The 13,923-nt window shown below is 60.2% G+C and carries 14 protein-coding genes and 1 pseudogene; 13 read left to right on the forward strand and 2 right to left on the reverse strand.

Annotation, left to right across the window (positions count from 1 at the left end; translation table 11 throughout):
* From ACHHTY_RS05165 to ACHHTY_RS05185, 5 genes are all read left to right on the forward strand, one after another.
* Window positions 1-543, forward strand: a 543-nt coding sequence (locus ACHHTY_RS05165) for a restriction endonuclease subunit S (RefSeq protein WP_395493029.1), incomplete at its 5' end; no start/stop codon positions are given.
* Window positions 540-3,560 (forward strand): type I restriction endonuclease subunit R, encoded by a 3,021-nt coding sequence (locus ACHHTY_RS05170; protein ID WP_395493030.1) that lies wholly within the window; start codon window positions 540-542, stop codon window positions 3,558-3,560. The genes ACHHTY_RS05165 and ACHHTY_RS05170, both read left to right, overlap by 4 nt.
* Window positions 3,561-3,724: 164 nt before the next feature.
* A complete protein-coding gene (locus ACHHTY_RS05175) occupies window positions 3,725-3,922 on the forward strand; it encodes a hypothetical protein (protein WP_395493031.1) in 198 nt (65 codons plus the stop codon).
* A 284-nt stretch (window positions 3,923-4,206) separates the two neighbouring features.
* The gene (locus ACHHTY_RS05180; protein ID WP_395493032.1) at window positions 4,207-4,551 is read left to right on the forward strand and encodes a hypothetical protein; all 345 of its coding nucleotides are present in this window, start codon (window positions 4,207-4,209) and stop codon (window positions 4,549-4,551) included.
* 137 nt (window positions 4,552-4,688) lie between these two features.
* Window positions 4,689-5,363 carry an SOS response-associated peptidase gene (locus ACHHTY_RS05185; protein WP_395493033.1) on the forward strand — a complete coding sequence of 225 codons (675 nt, stop codon included), beginning with the start codon at window positions 4,689-4,691 and terminating at the stop codon, window positions 5,361-5,363.
* 10 nt (window positions 5,364-5,373) lie between these two features.
* Here the strand turns inward: ACHHTY_RS05185 and ACHHTY_RS05190 are convergent, their stop codons facing one another.
* Complete coding sequence (locus tag ACHHTY_RS05190) at window positions 5,374-6,642, reverse strand: Y-family DNA polymerase (RefSeq protein ID WP_395493034.1); 1,269 nt, start codon at window positions 6,640-6,642, stop codon at window positions 5,374-5,376.
* 9 nt (window positions 6,643-6,651) lie between these two features.
* The gene (locus tag ACHHTY_RS05195) at window positions 6,652-7,089 is read right to left on the reverse strand and encodes a LexA family protein (RefSeq protein ID WP_395493035.1); all 438 of its coding nucleotides are present in this window, start codon (window positions 7,087-7,089) and stop codon (window positions 6,652-6,654) included.
* Between the two features lie 996 nt (window positions 7,090-8,085).
* On the opposite strand from ACHHTY_RS05195, the gene ACHHTY_RS05200 reads away from it, so the two are divergent.
* The 8 genes and pseudogenes from ACHHTY_RS05200 (at window position 8,086) to ACHHTY_RS05235 (ending at window position 13,730) form a co-directional block, all read left to right on the forward strand.
* Window positions 8,086-8,403, forward strand: a complete 318-nt coding sequence (locus tag ACHHTY_RS05200; RefSeq protein WP_395493036.1) for a hypothetical protein — start codon at window positions 8,086-8,088, stop codon at window positions 8,401-8,403.
* Window positions 8,404-8,563: 160 nt separating this feature from the next.
* Window positions 8,564-8,791 (forward strand): helix-turn-helix domain-containing protein, encoded by a 228-nt coding sequence (locus tag ACHHTY_RS05205; RefSeq protein ID WP_395493084.1) that lies wholly within the window; start codon window positions 8,564-8,566, stop codon window positions 8,789-8,791.
* Window positions 8,792-8,866: 75 nt separating this feature from the next.
* Window positions 8,867-9,871, forward strand: coding sequence for a Fic family protein (locus tag ACHHTY_RS05210; protein WP_395493037.1), 1,005 nt, complete (start codon window positions 8,867-8,869; stop codon window positions 9,869-9,871).
* A 94-nt stretch (window positions 9,872-9,965) separates the two neighbouring features.
* Entirely contained in the window at window positions 9,966-10,298 is a 333-nt protein-coding gene (locus ACHHTY_RS05215; protein WP_395493038.1) for a hypothetical protein, read from the forward strand.
* 167 nt (window positions 10,299-10,465) lie between these two features.
* Window positions 10,466-10,729 (forward strand): annotated as a pseudogene (locus tag ACHHTY_RS05220) (winged helix-turn-helix transcriptional regulator); the annotation flags it as partial.
* Between the two features lie 46 nt (window positions 10,730-10,775).
* Window positions 10,776-11,540, forward strand: a complete 765-nt coding sequence (locus ACHHTY_RS05225; protein WP_395493039.1) for a sulfite exporter TauE/SafE family protein — start codon at window positions 10,776-10,778, stop codon at window positions 11,538-11,540.
* A 90-nt stretch (window positions 11,541-11,630) separates the two neighbouring features.
* Window positions 11,631-12,737 (forward strand): alanine dehydrogenase, encoded by a 1,107-nt coding sequence (gene ald, locus ACHHTY_RS05230; protein WP_395493040.1) that lies wholly within the window; start codon window positions 11,631-11,633, stop codon window positions 12,735-12,737.
* A 171-nt stretch (window positions 12,738-12,908) separates the two neighbouring features.
* Complete coding sequence (locus tag ACHHTY_RS05235) at window positions 12,909-13,730, forward strand: nitroreductase family protein (protein ID WP_395493041.1); 822 nt, start codon at window positions 12,909-12,911, stop codon at window positions 13,728-13,730.
* Window positions 13,731-13,923: the final 193 nt, after the last annotated feature.

Genomic DNA, 13,923 nt, shown 5'->3' on the forward strand with positions numbered 1-13,923 from the left:
GTCCCTAAGGGTTCGTTGCTAATGGTAGTTCGCTCGGGAATATTGCAGCGCAAGATTCCTGTAGCCCGGTGTAGCCGCGAAGTAGCCCTCAACCAAGATATGAAGGCACTGACAAGCAAGGGGCTGATAGACCTCGACTATTTCGTTCAATTCATTCGCGGCTGTGAGAACCGCCTTTTACGTGAGTGGACCAAACATGGCGCAACGGTTGAAAGCATCGAACACCAATTACTCGCCAATACCAAAGTCCCGATTCCACCGATTGCGGAACAACGACAAATTTCCAAATGCGTAAAAATGGAAACTGCACCGCTCACCACCACCATCTCCCGCCTCGAACGCGAAATCACCCTCCTTCGTGAGTACCGCATCCGCATGACCGCCGACGTGGTCACCGGCAAGCTCGATGTGCGAGAAGCGGCGGCGCGGTTGCCGGAGGAAGTGGAGGCGACGGAGCCGCTGGACGAGCTCGAAGCTGAAACCGACCTGGAGGAAGGCGCGAGCTATGTAGGCGACGAGGTGACCGAGGAGGCCGAAGGATGACCACCGACACCAGCGAACGCGGCCTGGAGCGCCTGATCTGCACCGCGCTGACCGGCGAAGCCTGCGACCCCGTTGTAGGTCCGGCCATCGCCATGCACGAACGTCCGAGGGTCTACGGCGCTCTTTTTACCGCGCCGGTCACGGCACACTCAGGCGGCTGGATCTGTGGCACGCCCGAGGACTACGACCGCGAGTACTGCGTGGATCTGGCCCAGCTCTCGGCCTTCCTTACCGTAACCCAGCCCGAGGTCGCCGAGGCGTTGGCACTCGACGAGGAAGGCCCGACGCGGCGCAAGTTCCTGGCGCGGCTGCAAGGCGAGATCAGCAAGCGCGGTACCATCGACGTGCTGCGCCACGGGCTCAAACACGGGCCGCATACCATCGACCTCTTCTACGGCACCCCTTCGCCGGGCAACGAAAGGGCTGCCGAGCGTTATGCCGCCAACCGCTTCAGCGTAACCCGTCAGCTCCGCTACAGTCGTGACGAAACCCAGCGGGCGCTGGACCTGGGGCTGTTCATCAACGGCCTGCCGGTGGCCACCTTCGAGCTAAAGAACAGCCTCACCAAGCAGACGGTTGAGGACGCCGTCCAGCAGTACCAGCGCGACCGCGATCCCCGCGAGAAACTCTTCGAGTTCGGGCGCTGCGTGGTGCACTTCGCGGTGGACGATCATGAGGTACGATTCTGCACCCACCTGAAAGGCAAGAGTTCTTGGTTTTTGCCCTTCAACCAGGGCTGGCAGAGCGGCGCCGGCAACCCGCCCAACCCGAACGGCCTCAAGACCGACTACCTCTGGAAGCGCGTCCTTACCCGCGATGGTTTGACCGACATCCTCGAGAACTACGCCCAGGTGGTCGAGACCAAAGACGAAAAAACCGGCCGCAGAAGGGCGGTGCAGATCTGGCCACGCTACCACCAGCTCGACGTGGTGCGGAAGCTGCTGGCCGACTCGCGGGCGCATCGCCCGGGCCGGCGCTACCTGATCCAGCACTCGGCGGGGAGCGGCAAGTCGAACTCTATCGCTTGGCTGGCGCATCAGCTCATCGGATTGAAAAAAGACGAGGGGTCGGTGTTCGACTCGATCATCGTCGTCACCGACCGGCGCATCCTCGACCAGCAGATCCGGGATACCATCAAGCAGTTCGCCCAGGTGGGCGCGACGGTGGGACACGCCGAGCACTCGGGCGACCTGCGCAGATTCATCGCCGAGGGCAAGAAGATCATCATCTCTACGGTGCAGAAGTTCCCGTTCATCCTCGACGAGATTGGCAGCGAGCATCGCGGTCGTAGCTTCGCCATTATCATCGATGAGGCGCACTCGAGCCAGGGAGGCAAGGCCGCCGGTGCTATGAACGAGGCGCTGGCCGAGCCTGAGGACCAAATCAACGACGCGCTGGAGAAGCGGATGCAGGCGCGGAAGATGCTCGACCACGCCAGCTACTTCGCCTTCACCGCCACGCCGAAGAACAAGACGCTGGAGATCTTCGGCGAGCCCGATCCCCTGGCCGACGGCAAGGTGAAGCACTGGCCCTTCCACAGCTACACGATGAAACAGGCCATCCAGGAGGGCTTCATCCTGGACGTGCTCAAGCACTACACGCCGGTGGAAAGCTACTACAAGTTGGTCAAGAAGGTCGAGGGCGATCCCGAGTTCGACAGCAAGCGGGCGAAGAAGAAGCTGCGCCGCTACGTGGAGAGCCACGAGCATGCCATCCGGCTCAAGGCCGAGATCATGGTGGACCACTTCCACGAGCAGGTGCTGGCGCTCAACAAGATCGGCGGCCAGGCGCGGGCCATGGTGGTCACCAACGGGATCGAGCGGGCGATTCAGTACTTCCACGCCATCAGCGACTACCTGGCCGAGCGTAAGAGCCGCCACCAGGCTATCGTGGCCTTCTCCGGCGAACACGAGTACGGCGGGGCCAAAGTCACCGAGGCGTCGCTCAACGGTTTCCCGTCGAGCCGGATCGCCGACCGGATTCAGCAGGACCCCTACCGCTTCCTGGTCTGCGCCGACAAATTCCAGACCGGCTACGACGAGCCCCTGCTGCACACCATGTACGTGGACAAGGTGCTCTCGGGGATTAAGGCGGTGCAGACGCTCTCGAGGCTCAATCGCGCCCACCCCAAGAAGCACGACGTCTTCGTGCTTGATTTCATGAACGACGCCGACACCATCCAGGAAGCCTTCGCCGACTACTACCGCACCACGATCCTGGCCGAGGAGACCGACCCCAACAAGCTGCACGACCTCAAGGCCGCCCTCGATGGATCTCAGGTCTACGCACCCGAACAGATCGACCAGCTCGTGACGCTCTACATAGGTGGGGCGGATCGGGACCGGCTCGATCCCATCCTTGATGCCTGTGTTGCCGTGTATAAGGGGCAGCTCGACGAAGACGGGCAAGTGGACTTCAAGGGCAAGGCCAAGGCGTTTTTGCGCGCCTACGGCTTTCTTTCGTCGATCCTGCCCTACACCAACGCCGAGTGGGAGAAGCTCTCGATCTTCCTCACCTTCTTGGTGCCCAAACTGCCGGCCCCGGTGGAGGAGGACCTTTCCAAGGGCATCCTCGAGGCCATCGACATGGACAGCTACCGGGTGGAGAAGCAGGCGGCGATGAAGATCCAGCTCTTCGACGCCGACGCGGAGATCGAACCGGTCCCGACCACCGGCGGCGGCCATAAGCTCGAGCCCGAGATCGACCGGCTCTCGAACATCCTCAAGGTCTTCAACGACCAGTTCGGCAACATCCCGTGGACCGATTCCGACCGCGTGCACAAGCTCATTACCGAGGACATTCCCGGGCGAGTTTCCGCGGACGCGGCCTACCAGAACGCCAGGAAAAATTCCGACAAACAGAACGCCCGCATCGAGCACGACAAGGCCCTGGCTCGCGTGATGACCGCGGTGCTCAAAGACGATACCGAGCTGTTCAAGCAGTTCATGGACAACGAGGGCTTCCGGCGATGGCTGACCGACACGGTGTTCGGGCTGACCTACGAGGCGGCAGTGTAGAAGGCCTGACTAGCCGATATGCAGACGGTCACTGAGCAGCGGCACCTTGGCCAACGCTTGGAAGCTCCGCTCGTATGTGCCCATGGCCTTGGCGCGTTGCAGGCTGCCAAGTAGCTGGGTCTGGTTAAGGAAGATGACATCGTGCCCTTGGCGAAACCCGCGCAATGGCCAAGGGCCTGGGCCAGGTGGCTCTTGCCGGTGCCTCAAGTACAGGCGATGGGGAGATTGGCCGGCTCATTGACAAAGCGGCCAGAGGCGAGTTCCTGGATAAAGGCCTGATTGAAAAAGTGGAGCCATTAAGGCGATCACAAATTGGCGGCATTAAGCCGACAACGAAATGGCTCCAAATAGGCGATCAGTAACAAAAAAGATGAGTGGTCCCCCTACCATTCTCTCTCCTCCATTTAAACCTCTCCCTTGCCTTCAGTTGGTATTTGTGGTTCTTTTACAACAGAATCAGGATTAACCTGCGGGGGGCTTACACCCCACAAGATCACGCCGTTGCCCGGCGTACCCAGCGGTTCCAACGAATGGCGCAAGCTACCGCTGGGGCCAATGATAGGGGGTAAGAGGTTTGCGATATTTTCCGCACTTAGTTCAAGTTTGTACCATTCCTGTATCGGGATACTTCCTCATATTGGTCCTTATGAATAAGTCAGAGGCGATCGAGCTGCTGGCTGGTTTAATCGCGTTTTCAGCCGTTTTATCGGCACTTTGTTACTCGGCGGCAAGATCATGCCCTGAGAAAATTAATAAGTCGATGCATTATCGTTTTTCTGCTGAATGCTTATTGCAAGCAACATTAGCAGGTGCTATTGGGTTGGCACTCCACTATTCACTACAAACACCACCTTTTTCTGCCAGTGGACTTACTGTCCATCTGGTGAGGGTTTTTTATCATTTTGTTATAGGTTGTGCTTTTGGGGTGGGACTTGTAAGTTTGCATATGGCAGTATGGCATTTACAAAAAGAAGCGCTGGGAACCCATTAAGAACTCCCTCAAAGGTGCTGGGCGTAAGCTACCCCGTTAAGTAGATAATTGCATAATTTAATTTCCGGCTTTATCTGCTATACATTCCGCCGACTTCAGATTTCCTCGGGAGTTATCTCAACTGATAGGGGCATAACATGTGCGGCCGTTTCGCCAATGCGATCCCTCCCCAGATTTTGATGGATTTTTTTGCGTTGCCTGAGACGCCGACGATCCCCCTGCACTGGAATATCGCGCCGAGTCAAACTGTCCCGGCCATCAAGTCGGCCGGCGAAGAAACCCGCCAACTAACCATGGCCCGCTGGGGCCTGATTCCCCATTGGGCTAAGGATACGACCATTGGTAATCGGCTGATCAACGCCCGAAGCGAGACGGTGCATGAGAAGCCGGCCTTCCGCAAAGCATTCCGGGCCCGGCGTTGCCTGGTCCCCGCCAGCGGCTTTTATGAGTGGGCCAAAACCGCCAGCAAGAGGGTGCCCTACTATATCAGCATGAAGGATGGTGTCCCGATGGCGCTGGCCGGGATCTGGGATAGCTGGGATACTCCGGAGGGCGAGGTGCTGGAAAGCTTCTCAATTCTGACCACGGCGGCCAACCGTCTGCTGCAGCCGATCCATGACCGGATGCCGGTCATCTGCCAGCCCGCTGATTTCACCCTCTGGCTGGATCAATCCGTCACCGACCCGGCCAAGCTTCGGCCGCTCCTGCAGCCCTGTCCCGCTGAAATCCTGCAATCCTGGCCGGTCTCAACCCTGGTCAACAATCCCCGCCATGACAGCGCGGAGTGCATCCAGCCGGTAACCAAGGCCTAAGGCACACCCCTTAAGAAACCACCGGCAACTCATACCAGGAGGTGGTGTAGGCCGGCGACTTACTGGTCTGCCGGTTCTTCCAGGACTTCCGGAACCCGGTGGCGGCACTGTGCAGGGTATCCCGCCCCCAGCGTTGATTGATCCGGTCCATGGCGGCCATCAGCTTTTCCTGGCCTTGCCGGAGTGGCTGGAAGAGGCTGGGTTGGACATAGCCGGCATCGGCCAAGTCCAAGAGGACCACCCCCACCTTCTGGTAGGCGAAGCCGGAACGATAAATCCGGCGCAGGGCCTCGGTGGCCCGGCCGATCAATGCCGGGGTGGAGGCGGTGGGTTGAGCCAGGGCGACGGTCAGGCTGTTGGCGTATTGGGGATCACCGGGGCGAAAGCGATTGGTGGTGAGAAATACCTGGAGGCAGCCGGCGTTGAGGTGCTGCTCCCGCATTTTGGCGGCGGCCACCGAGACGTAAGTGGCCAGGGCCTCCCGTAGCCCGCTAAGATCGGTCACCGGCTGGCCGAAGGAGCGCGAGGTGATAATCGACTTGTTGGGCGCCGGGCTTTGCTCGAGCGGCAGGCAGGAGACCCCCCGCAGCTCCAGGGCGGTCCGCAGGCCGGTCACCGTGAGCCTTTTGCGCAGCCACTCCTCGTCGGCCTGGCTCAAAGCCAGGGCGGTGCGGATCCCCCGGGCGGCCAGTTTAGCCGCCGACCGGTGGCCGATCCCCCAGACATCCTCCACCGCCAGGGCGGCCAGAAGCTGGTCCCGCTCGCGGCCCGCTTCCGGCAGCACGAAGACCCCGTCCTGCTCCGGCTGTTTTTTGGCCACCCGATTGGCCACCTTGGCCAGTGTCTTGGTGGGGCCAAAGCCGATGGCCACCGGAATCCCGACCTGCCGGCGGATTTTCGCCCGGAGCTGGCGGCCGTTTTCCCGCAGGGCGGCCGGGCTGGCTGCGGGCAAGCGGATAAAGGCCTCGTCGATGGAATAAACCTCCACCTCGGGTTCGAGCTGGGCGAGGATGTCCATGACCCGCTGGGAGAGATCGGCATAAAGGGGGTAATTGGAGGAAAAGACTTCGACCTGGTGGGCGGCGATCAGATGGCGGCACTGGAAAAAGGGCTCGCCCATCTTGATCCCCAGGGCCTTGGCCTCGTTGGAGCGGGCGATGATGCAGCCGTCGTTGTTGGACAGCACCACCACTGGCCGGCCTTCGAGTTTGGGGTTGAACAGCCGCTCGCAGGAAACGTAGAAGTTGTTGCAGTCGAGCAGCGCGAAAACCCCGGCCATGGCCTCATCCTAGAGAGAGTGGATGACGGAGGTGACCACCCCCCAGATTTCACCGGCGGTCTCCTCGGTCAGTTCGATGGGGGGATAGTTGGGGTTTTCGGCCACCAGGCGGACCAGGCCATTCTCCTGCTGCAACCTTTTAACCGTCAGCTCTCCGTTGACCACTGCGATCACCACCTTGCCGCTGACCGGCTCCAGGGAGCGGTCCACCACCAGAATATCGCCATCGTGGATCCCGGCCCCGATCATGGAGTCGCCGGCCACCCGGACAAAGAAAGTGGCGGCCGCATGCTTGACCAGGAAGTCATTGAGATCGAGGCGACTGTCAATATAATCGTCGGCCGGCGAGGGAAAGCCGGCCGAAACCCCGCCGGCAAAGAGGGGGCGTTTCAGCTCGGTCTTACGGTTGAAGCCATAGACGGCGGCGATGATGGGGGAGATTTTCATGGGGGCATCTTACCAGACTTGCAGGACAGGAAAAAGGGTTCTTCCGCCAAGCCAGCATGCTGGGTCAGATCGATCCGCTGGTAAGTAGTTGCCAACCAGCTTTATTAATTTTATATTTGAAATTAATATTCACCAACGAGTCCTGGGGGTAACTTTGGGGGTAACTGCATAAAACCGAAATATAATTATCACACGAAAACATGATGATAAAGTATGATTTCAGGTGACGGCGCCCCATTTAAAAAAGACAGACCCATCCAATAACCGCGTCCGGTTATTGGATGGGTTTTCTTTTTCTGCGCATTGTCAGCGACTTACGTCGCTTTCAGGGTGTCGGCGCTGCCGCCCCGATAACTCCCTTTTCGGGAAGTTGGTCATACCCCGCTTCTCTTTCGCCTCGAAATTCTCCGCATTCTTGCCCCCATTCTCCGGACCTCGTCCGGTGTCCTGCATTTATTCCTGCAACCGGTGCTCGGCGATTTCGTCGGCAAACTGGTTGATACTCTTCATGATTCCGTCAAACAGGTCGTTGATGTCCATGGTCGGTCGCTCCTCGTTTTGATTTCTGATTGCTTCCCCGCTTACTTACCGGAGAGACGGAGAAAGTGTCGGGCGTCGGCTGAATTTTTTTCGTGCTGGCTTTCTGGGGGCATAATTACCGGAGCGGTTTCAAATCTGGCGGAACTTCCTCGAATTTTGAGTTGCACGCCGCATAGCAGATGTTATATTGTCGAGTTGTTTTGAATGGTCCTCGTGCGCCCATCGATTGCCAGTGCGCGAAAGCCCGGAACATAAAATGTCCTTAGAGGATGAGCGATGAACAGACATCGTGCCCTTGACCTGCCTGCGCATGATGAGCCTGTTCCTCGAACTACTCATCCTACTCATCAACTTCGGCGCACCCATCCTGAAGGATGGCCTGCAGCGCGTCGTCAACAAACACACCAACTTCGCATCATCGAGCCTTCGCGTGTATCAAAATCAGGAGGCACAGTCATGAAACCCGGCAGCGTCAAGATCGTCGACCGCGTCTCCGCCGTCGAGGCGATCAAGCGATTGAACGAAGAAGATCTGCTCTTTCTCAACCGGCTGATCGTCGAGCGGCTCAAGCTCGTTTCCCAGGCCCGCGCCACCACGCTGATGACCAGCTTCACCAGGGGCGACCGGGTCGGTTTCCAGGCCCCGGACGGCCGGATGCTGGAAGGCCTGGTGCTGCGCCTCAACAAGAAGACCATCAGCATCGCCACCGACGACGGCCACCAGTGGAACGTCGCACCCGGCCTGCTGCATTTGGTGCAAAAGGTAAGAAGATGAATTTCCTCACGCGAAGCCGCGAAGGGTAAAGACATATGAAGCACGAATTGGCATTGATTGGCCTGGTTTGCAGCAACCGCGAGTGTTTTAGTCCTTTTATAAAATGCCTTTCTTCGCGTATTCGCACCTTCGCGTGCAAAAGGGGTTCAAACCAATGGCCATGATCCGCCAACCCGAAAACTTTCCGGAAACGGTCAAGGAGGTGCGGCGGCAGTTGGCGCTCTCCCAGGAGGAACTGGCCCACGCCCTCGGGGTAAGCTTCGCCACGGTCAATCGCTGGGAGAACGGCAAGACCGTTCCGTCTAAGCTGGCACAGCGGCAGTTCGAGCAATTTTTTAAAGACAATGTCAAGAAGGGAAACCTCCAAATGAATGAGGTCATTAAATGAACAAACAACACACCGACCTCACATTTTTTTACCAATGGGCCTAACCAGACCCCGCTGGATCGTTTCAAAAAAAACATGAAATATCAGCCACCCTACACCATCACCCCCGAGATCCTGAACCGGGTCGCCGCGATCAGCGAGGCCATCGGGCGGTTGACCGTGCTCACCGACCAGGCGAGAGCCTTGCGGCTGCGGCGCATCAACCGTATTCGCACCATCCACGGGTCGCTGGCCATCGAAGGCAACACCCTGAGCGAGGCGCAGATTACCGCGATTCTGGAGGGCAAGCGGGTCATCGCCCCGCCCCGCGAGGTGCAGGAGGTGAAAAACGCCCTGGCCGCCTACGACCGGTTCCAAACTTGGAAGCCCGAGACGGAAAAGGACCTGTTGCAGGCGCACCGGATTCTGATGTCCGGCCTGATCGACGAGGCAGGGCTGTATCGGCACGGCGGTGTGGGGGTAATGGCGGGAAGCCAGGTGCTCCACATGGCCCCGCCCGCCGACCGGGTGCCGCAACTGATGGGTGACCTCTTTGGCTGGCTGGCCGCCACCGACGCCCATCCGCTCATCGCCAGCTCGGTCTTTCACTACGAATTCGAATTCATCCACCCCTTTGCCGACGGCAACGGCCGCATGGGGCGGTTGTGGCAGAGCCTGATTCTGGCCCGCTGGAATCCTCTGTTCGCCGACATCCCGGTGGAAAGCCTGATCTTCGAGCACCAGGCCGAGTACTACCTGGCCATTCAGGAAAGCACCCGAAAGACCGATTCCGCGTCCTTCATCACCTTCATGCTGCGGATGATCCTGGATACCGTTACCACATCTACCCCGGAAGTCGCACCGGATGTCACCCCGGAAGTTCGACTGCTTTCGGTCTTGATCTCCGAGATGACACGGCAACAGCTCAAAGAGGCACTCGGGCTGAAAGACGATGAGCATTTCCGCAAGGCCTATCTGCTCCCCGCTTTGGAAGCCGGCCTGATTGAAATGACTATCCCCGACAAGCCGCGCAGCAGCAAACAGAAATACCGCCTGACCGACAAGGGCCGTCAGATGATGGCCCAGCACGGCGGTGGATAATTTGCGACAAACTCACGACATGGCTTGTGACATCGAGTTGTGACAAAGCTATGACCCCTTGGGGGGCCAGAGTGAGGTAACAGAAAGGTGTCCTATGAAGCAGCTGAAACCGTTTGCCGGAGAATGGCGCATCGTGGAGATGGAGGTCTGGGACCAGGATTATGTTGATATGGAGGTGCCTGGTTACTTCCGCATCGGTTCGGATGGGACCGGACGTTTTCAGTTCGGGCTGGTATCCGGGGATATCGATGGAAGGGTTGAGCAATGCGGCCATGCGCCGCGTTTCGAGTTCTCCTGGTCAGGGCAGGAGGAAAACGATCCGGTCTGCGGCAGGGGCTGGGCGGTCAATGAAAATGGCGAGCTGAACGGCCGCATTTACCTGCACCTGGCCGACGACTCCGCCTTTCGGGCCATAAAATCTGCGTGAGGCGTTGCCGTGAGTGAATATCAATATTTTGAGTTTCTAGCCATCGACCGTCCCTTGACGGCTCGGGAGATGGACCACCTGCGGAGCATTTCTACCCGGGCGCAAATCACCCCGGTCAGCTTCATCAACGAATACAGCTGGGGCGAACTGAAGGCTGATCCGCGGGATTTCGCGACAAGATCAGCGGCCTGGGCCGGGCGGCGGCATCCGCCCTCCGGGTCCACCGGGGGCTCATGGAGCATCCCATCGCCACTTCCGCCTCGCTGGTGGAGAAGACCGGCATCACCCCAGCCACGGTCAACAAGGCGCTCGGCCACCTGGAACAGCTCGGCATCGTCAAGGAGTTGACCGCTCAGAAGCGCAACCGGCTGTTCAGTTATGCAAGTTATCTTGAGATCATGAGTCGCGGCACGGAACTGCCGGGCCGGTAAGTCAATTCGATTCCGGTTTCAGACCGCCGGACTATGAAGGTTGCAAATGGTTGAACTCAGCATGGAAGCCCTTATTCTGGTGCTGGCCGCGGTGGCCCTGGCCGCCTTTATTCATGGGGCCCTCGGCATCGGGTTTCCCATGGTCGTCACCCCCCTGCTCTCCCTGGTAACCGATGTCCAGACCGCGATCATGTCGTCCCTGCTGCCCAATATCGCGCTGAACCTGATCAGCATCTACCGGGGCGGCCAATGGGGGGAAAGCGTGGGCCGCTACTGGCCGCTGGCCCTGTTTCTCTTAAGCGGCAGCGTGGTGGGCACGGTGATTCTGGTCAACTCCAACCCCAACCACTTTCGCCTGCTGCTGGCCCTGGCCATTTTTTTCTACCTTTATACCGCCCTGCGGCCCAATCCCCTTTCCTGGAGTTTTTTTCGCACTCACCCCCGGAGCAGCATCGCCGGCACCGGCTTGCTGGCCGGGATGCTGGGGGGGACCGTCAACGTCAGCGGCCCCATCCTGCTCATCTACCTGCTGGAGCTGAGCCTGCCCCCCCTGGCCATGGTCCAGATCATCAATCTCTGTTTTCTGGCCGGCAAAGTCGCCCAGCTCACCACTTTCAGCGCCCTGGGCGAGTTCAATCGCCAGTTCCTGCTCATCTCGCTGCCCTTGCTGGCGCTCTCGGTAATCTTCCTGCTTTGGGGGATGCGGCTGCGGGAGCGCCTGCCGGTGGCCACCTACCGCCGCTGGCTGCACCGGCTGCTGGCGGTGGTGGCCTTCCTGCTGATCGGTCAGTTTGTCATGGGACTCGCGTAAAAGGCAATTTTAGCCCTGCTGACCCGGGCCATTATGGTTTATGATTGATCAGGCTTTTTACAGGGGAAGCAACCCTCAAGGAGGGGCAAAATGATCATCGGAGTTCCCGGGGAAATCAAGGACAAAGAATTTCGGGTCGGGATCGTGCCGGCCGGGGTGCAGGCCCTGGTCAGCGCCGGCCACACGGTGGTGGTCGAAGAGGGCGCGGGCCTGGGCAGCGGGCTGGCTGACGAGGAATACCGGGCGGCCGGGGCGGTCCTGGCGCCCAGCGCCGAAGAAGTCTGGACCCGGGCCGAGCTGGTGATGAAGGTCAAGGAACCCTTGCCGGCCGAATATCCCCTCTTGCGGGAAAACCTGATTATCTTCACTTTTCTCCACCTGGCCCCGCTGGCCGAACTAACCGAGGTGCTGCTGGCCAAAGGAGTCATCGGGGTGGCCTACGAAACGGTCCAGCTCGACAACGGTTTTCTGCCGCTTCTGGCGCCCATGAGCCAGGTGGCGGGCCGCATGGCCATCCAGCAAGGGGCCCGGTTCCTGGAAAAAGAGGCGGGCGGGCGCGGGGTGCTGCTCCCCGGCGTGCCCGGCGTTCCCCCGGGGCATGTGACCATTCTGGGCAGCGGCACCGTGGCCGTCAATGCCGCCCAGATGGCCGTGGGTTTGGGCGCCGAAACCACCATGCTCGGCCGCAATCTGCCGCGGCTGGCCGAACTTGACCAGCTCTTCCGCGGCCGGCTGACCACCATGGTTTCCAGCCGGCACAACATCGAGGCGGAGCTGGCCCGAGCGGACGTGGTGGTGGGCGCCGTTCTGGTGCCCGGCGGCCGCGCTCCCCGCCTGATCAGCCGGGAGATGCTCACCATCATGCGCAAAGGCTCGGTCATCGTGGATGTGGCCATTGATCAGGGCGGCTGCGCCGAGACCTCACGGCCCACCACCCACTCCGCCCCGGTTTACGAGGTGGAGGGAATTCTTCACTACTGCGTGGCCAACATGCCGGGCGCGGTCCCTTGCACCGCCACCATGGCCTTGACCAACGCCACCCTGCCGTACGCCCTGGCCATGGCGGATCAGGGCCTGGAGGCGGCCGCCGGGCGTGATCCGGCCCTGGCCCGCGGCCTTACGGTTTACCGGGGCCGCCTGGTCAACCGGTTGGTGGCCGAGGCCCAGCAGAGACCCTGGCAGCCCCTGACCTTTTAAATCGAATTGCCCGCCCCGGGCGGCGCCAAACCCAGGTAACCGTAATAATCCCCGAGTAAAACTACGCGATAAATTTGCTTGCCTGCCGTGATCAGTCCCCGATGCCCGGAAATTGAGATCCTGGCGGCGCCGGCCGGCATCAGGCCATAAAACGCACCGAGGAGGAAAACCATGCTCCAGTTTCAAGTCGATCAAGAACGTTGTATCCAATGCGGCGAGTGCGCGCTGGACTGCCCGTCGGGGGTCATTGCCCTGGACGACTTTCCGCAGATTACCAACGAGGGCGGCTGCATCCGCTGTCAGCACTGCCTGGCCGTCTGCCCCACCGCCGCCATCTCCATTCTCGGCAAGGATCCCGCCGCCAGCGCCCCGCTGCCCGGCAACCTGCCCGACCCGGACCAACTGACCACCCTGATCAAGGGCCGGCGCACGGTGCGCCGCTACCAGGAAAAGGACCTGGACCCGGAGCTGATCGACCGGCTGCTCGAGATCTCCTGCCATGCCCCCACCGGGGTCAATGCCGGTTCGGTGCTTTTCACGGTGGTCAAAGAGCGGGCGGTGCTCAATCGCCTGCGGGATCATCTCATCGGCCGCCTGGCCCAATTGCAGCAGGCCGGCCAACTGCCCGGGGGCCTGGCCGGCAATTATCTCAACTGGGTGGTCAATGCCTGGCAGGAGAAGGGCCGGGACATTATCTTCCGGGGGGCGCCGCATCTCCTGATCACCAGCGCGCCGACCGCCGCCCCCTGCCCTGAGCAGGATTGCCTCATCGCCCTGACTACTTTCGACCTCATCGCCCATGCCCACGGGCTCGGCACGGTGTGGGACGGCATCTGCATGATGGCCCTGGCCGCCTGTCCCGACGCGCTCGGCCGGCTCGGCATCCCCGCCGACCATACCCTGGGTTATGCCATGGCCTTCGGCGAACCGGCCGTGGAATATCACCGCTGCGTGCAGCGGGGCCCCGCCCTGGTCAACGTGGTCAAGTGGTAGCTGCCGATTGCGGCGCCCGTCCACACGGGCACCAACTTGCGGTTGCTTTTTTGAGCCGGGCTGAACCGTTTGGCCGGCCGGCGGGATTTGGAAATTTATTTGCAATTAAAACGAAATAAGATTAACCAGTTGAACTTGGGGTCGAAAACCGGCAGGTCGACAAAAAAGTAAATTATTACCGGTGTTTTCAACC

This window comes from Desulfurivibrio nitratireducens (assembly GCF_044068515.1).
GTDB lineage: Bacteria > Desulfobacterota > Desulfobulbia > Desulfobulbales > Desulfurivibrionaceae > Desulfurivibrio.

Excerpts from the sequence above, each read along its gene's own strand:
- ald (WP_395493040.1), top strand. The coding sequence starts at position 11,631 with ATGATCATCGGAGTTCCCGGGGAAATCAAGGACAAAGAATTTCGGGTC.
- ACHHTY_RS05235 (WP_395493041.1), top strand. The coding sequence starts at position 12,909 with ATGCTCCAGTTTCAAGTCGATCAAGAACGTTGTATCCAATGCGGCGAG.
- ACHHTY_RS05205 (WP_395493084.1), top strand. The coding sequence starts at position 8,564 with ATGATCCGCCAACCCGAAAACTTTCCGGAAACGGTCAAGGAGGTGCGG.
- ACHHTY_RS05170 (WP_395493030.1), top strand. The coding sequence starts at position 540 with ATGACCACCGACACCAGCGAACGCGGCCTGGAGCGCCTGATCTGCACC.
- ACHHTY_RS05225 (WP_395493039.1), top strand. The coding sequence starts at position 10,776 with ATGGTTGAACTCAGCATGGAAGCCCTTATTCTGGTGCTGGCCGCGGTG.
- ACHHTY_RS05195 (WP_395493035.1), bottom strand. The coding sequence starts at position 7,089 with ATGAAAATCTCCCCCATCATCGCCGCCGTCTATGGCTTCAACCGTAAG.
- ACHHTY_RS05180 (WP_395493032.1), top strand. The coding sequence starts at position 4,207 with ATGAATAAGTCAGAGGCGATCGAGCTGCTGGCTGGTTTAATCGCGTTT.
- ACHHTY_RS05185 (WP_395493033.1), top strand. The coding sequence starts at position 4,689 with ATGTGCGGCCGTTTCGCCAATGCGATCCCTCCCCAGATTTTGATGGAT.
- ACHHTY_RS05210 (WP_395493037.1), top strand. The coding sequence starts at position 8,867 with ATGAAATATCAGCCACCCTACACCATCACCCCCGAGATCCTGAACCGG.
- ACHHTY_RS05200 (WP_395493036.1), top strand. The coding sequence starts at position 8,086 with ATGAAACCCGGCAGCGTCAAGATCGTCGACCGCGTCTCCGCCGTCGAG.
- ACHHTY_RS05175 (WP_395493031.1), top strand. The coding sequence starts at position 3,725 with ATGGCCAAGGGCCTGGGCCAGGTGGCTCTTGCCGGTGCCTCAAGTACA.
- ACHHTY_RS05215 (WP_395493038.1), top strand. The coding sequence starts at position 9,966 with ATGAAGCAGCTGAAACCGTTTGCCGGAGAATGGCGCATCGTGGAGATG.
- ACHHTY_RS05190 (WP_395493034.1), bottom strand. The coding sequence starts at position 6,642 with ATGGCCGGGGTTTTCGCGCTGCTCGACTGCAACAACTTCTACGTTTCC.